At 54.1% G+C, this 2320-nt stretch carries 2 protein-coding genes; both read left to right on the top strand.

Annotated features, from left to right (window positions below; genetic code table 11):
• Positions 1-379 precede the first annotated feature (379 nt).
• Positions 380-1306, top strand: a complete 927-nt coding sequence (locus IK083_07640; GenBank protein ID MBR4749423.1) for a protein rep — start codon at positions 380-382, stop codon at positions 1304-1306.
• Positions 1307-1681: 375 nt separating this feature from the next.
• On the top strand, positions 1682-2227 hold the full coding sequence (locus IK083_07635; GenBank protein MBR4749422.1) for a tyrosine-type recombinase/integrase: 546 nt from the start codon (positions 1682-1684) through the stop codon (positions 2225-2227).
• The last annotated feature ends 93 nt before the right edge of the window (positions 2228-2320 follow it).

Raw genomic sequence — 2320 nt, 5'->3', positions numbered from 1 at the left:
GACAAGTTGGGGGGACGAGGTGTTTCTAACAAACCTATGTCGCTCTGATCTGCCCCGCCTCGGCGGGGCTTTAATTTTGGAAGGCTCCGCGGAGCGGAGCCAACCGAGCCGCGCAGGGCGCCAGAGCGCCCGGCGCGGAGGCGGAGCGGAGAGGAGCCGACGCGGCGCGGCCCAGCGCCGGCGAACCCCGGCCGGCGCGCCTCGCCCGCAGGCGAGGGACCCCCGTTCCCGCCGCAGGCGAAAAGCCGCCCGCAGGCGGCTTTCTTCCTTTTGTCTTGATACTATTAGAAACAATTGTCCCAACACTATTGACAAGAGCCCCCGGCTGTGGTAAGATAGTGTTGCCGACAAAATCATAACCAACAGGAGGAGGCTTATCATGTTATATGATAGCATAGATACGGATATTTGTCAAGAGCTCCGAGAATCTCGGTATGGTGAAAAGAAAATGCGATCAGAGGTAATAGCTGGTCTTGTGGCTCTTTATGATCCGCAAAAGGCGCAGAAGCTTAGGGAATGCGGTACTTGGCTAAAGTTCGGGGCCGTGGTTGGCTCCGGGCGGCTGTCGCTTTTAGGCGCAAACTTTTGCCGTTTGCGTATATGCCCTATGTGTCAATGGCGGCGGTCTTTGGCTCTTGGGTATCAGATGGATATTGTCTATCGGCTTATGCTGCAGGATGGGCGGAAGCACTTTGCACATGTGGTCTTTGCTCTTAAGAATTCGACTGCTGACCAGCTTTGGCGGGGTATCGATCAGCTGACGGCAGCCTATAGGCGGCTTATGACTAAGGATGACATTATACCGGGTATTGTGGTGGGGTATTATAGGGCGTTAGAGGTCACATATAATCGGGTGGAGGATACATATCATCCGCATTATCATTGTATTTGGTTGTTACCTGATGACTACTATGATGGGCACTATATGGGGCAAGGTGAGCTTTTGCAGAGGTGGAAGCACGCGGCCCAGGTTGATTATGACCCGGTTGTGCATATACAGGCAGTGGAGGGCGAGAACCTGACAAGCAGCCTTTACGAGATCACTAAGTATACTTATAAAGATAGTGATATTGTAGATAGTGATATGTCTGATGAGGAGAAATCAGACGTACTGAGGACAATTGACGCGGCCTTGAAGGGGCGACGGCTGATCAGCTTTGGCGGGGCGATCAAGGCATATAGGCAGCGTATGCACATGGAGGACGATTTAGATAAAGCTATGTATGACGAGGATCAGACGGGGGCTGAGAGGTATGTGTTTGTGTGGCGTCAGGGCGTGTATATAAGATATCGCCCGCAGGACTAAGTGGCGTTTCTTCTCGTTGATATTCGGGCCGCACGACGGCCCGCCCCCGACGAACCGGGGGTGGCCCCCGGACGGGGGCCGGGGGACGAGGATACTTTTCAAAAGCGCTGTTGCCGAGGGCGGAAGCACCGCCCCCCGAGGCGACATAGGAGCTCGCGACGGGGGAGCCGAGGGGGGTGGTGGAGTGCGCCCGGCAGGGGGACGATCTTAGTTTGATAAGTTTAGGGGAGGGGGGAACCCCTCCCCTTTTTATACAAGCTGATACCCTTTGGACTTGATGTTGTAGCATGTGCGTTATATACTTGATTCCACAGATTTAGGACTGTATACTTGACTACTCCAAAAATCTTGGAGTATAAGAAAGGAGGAATGGGTTTGAGGTCAGTTGTATATGTAGAACGCGGCCTACTTGAAGAGGTGATAACGCACCTTTACACGGATAATCGGCTTGTTATGCGCATCGCTTTGGCTACTGGGCTCCGTGTTGGTGATATTCTTGAGCTGCGGATTGGTGATATACGGCAGGGGCGGGCTTTTCCTATCATCGAGCATAAGACCGGTAAAAAGAAACTCGTTCGTATACCTGCGGCCCTCAGGCGGGAGATTCTTGCAACTCGATCCTATTGTTCGGAAGATGGCTATTATGCTTTTCCGCATAGGCTTATGCCCCAGACGCGCCACAGGACGCGTAGTGCGGTGAACAAGGACATTCTGCGGGTGTTACGTGATATGAAGGCCGAAGTTCGTATTTCGCCGCATACGGCCCGTAAGGGCTATGCGGTGGAGCTTTATGCACGGACTGGAGACATGGAGCGGGTGCAGCAGGCTCTAAATCACAGCTATATCACAACCACTTTGGTTTATGCGCTTAGTGACAAGTTGGGGGGACGAGGTGTTTCTAACAAACCTATGTCGCTCTGATCTGCCCCGCCTCGGCGGGGCTTTAATTTTGGAAGGCTCCGCGGAGCGGAGCCAACCGAGCCGCGCAGGGCGCCAGAGCGCCCGGCGCGGAGG

Source organism: Abditibacteriota bacterium (assembly GCA_017552965.1).
Lineage (GTDB): Bacteria > Armatimonadota > UBA5829 > UBA5829 > UBA5829 > RGIG7931.
This window is presented reverse-complemented; position numbering and strand designations above follow the sequence as displayed.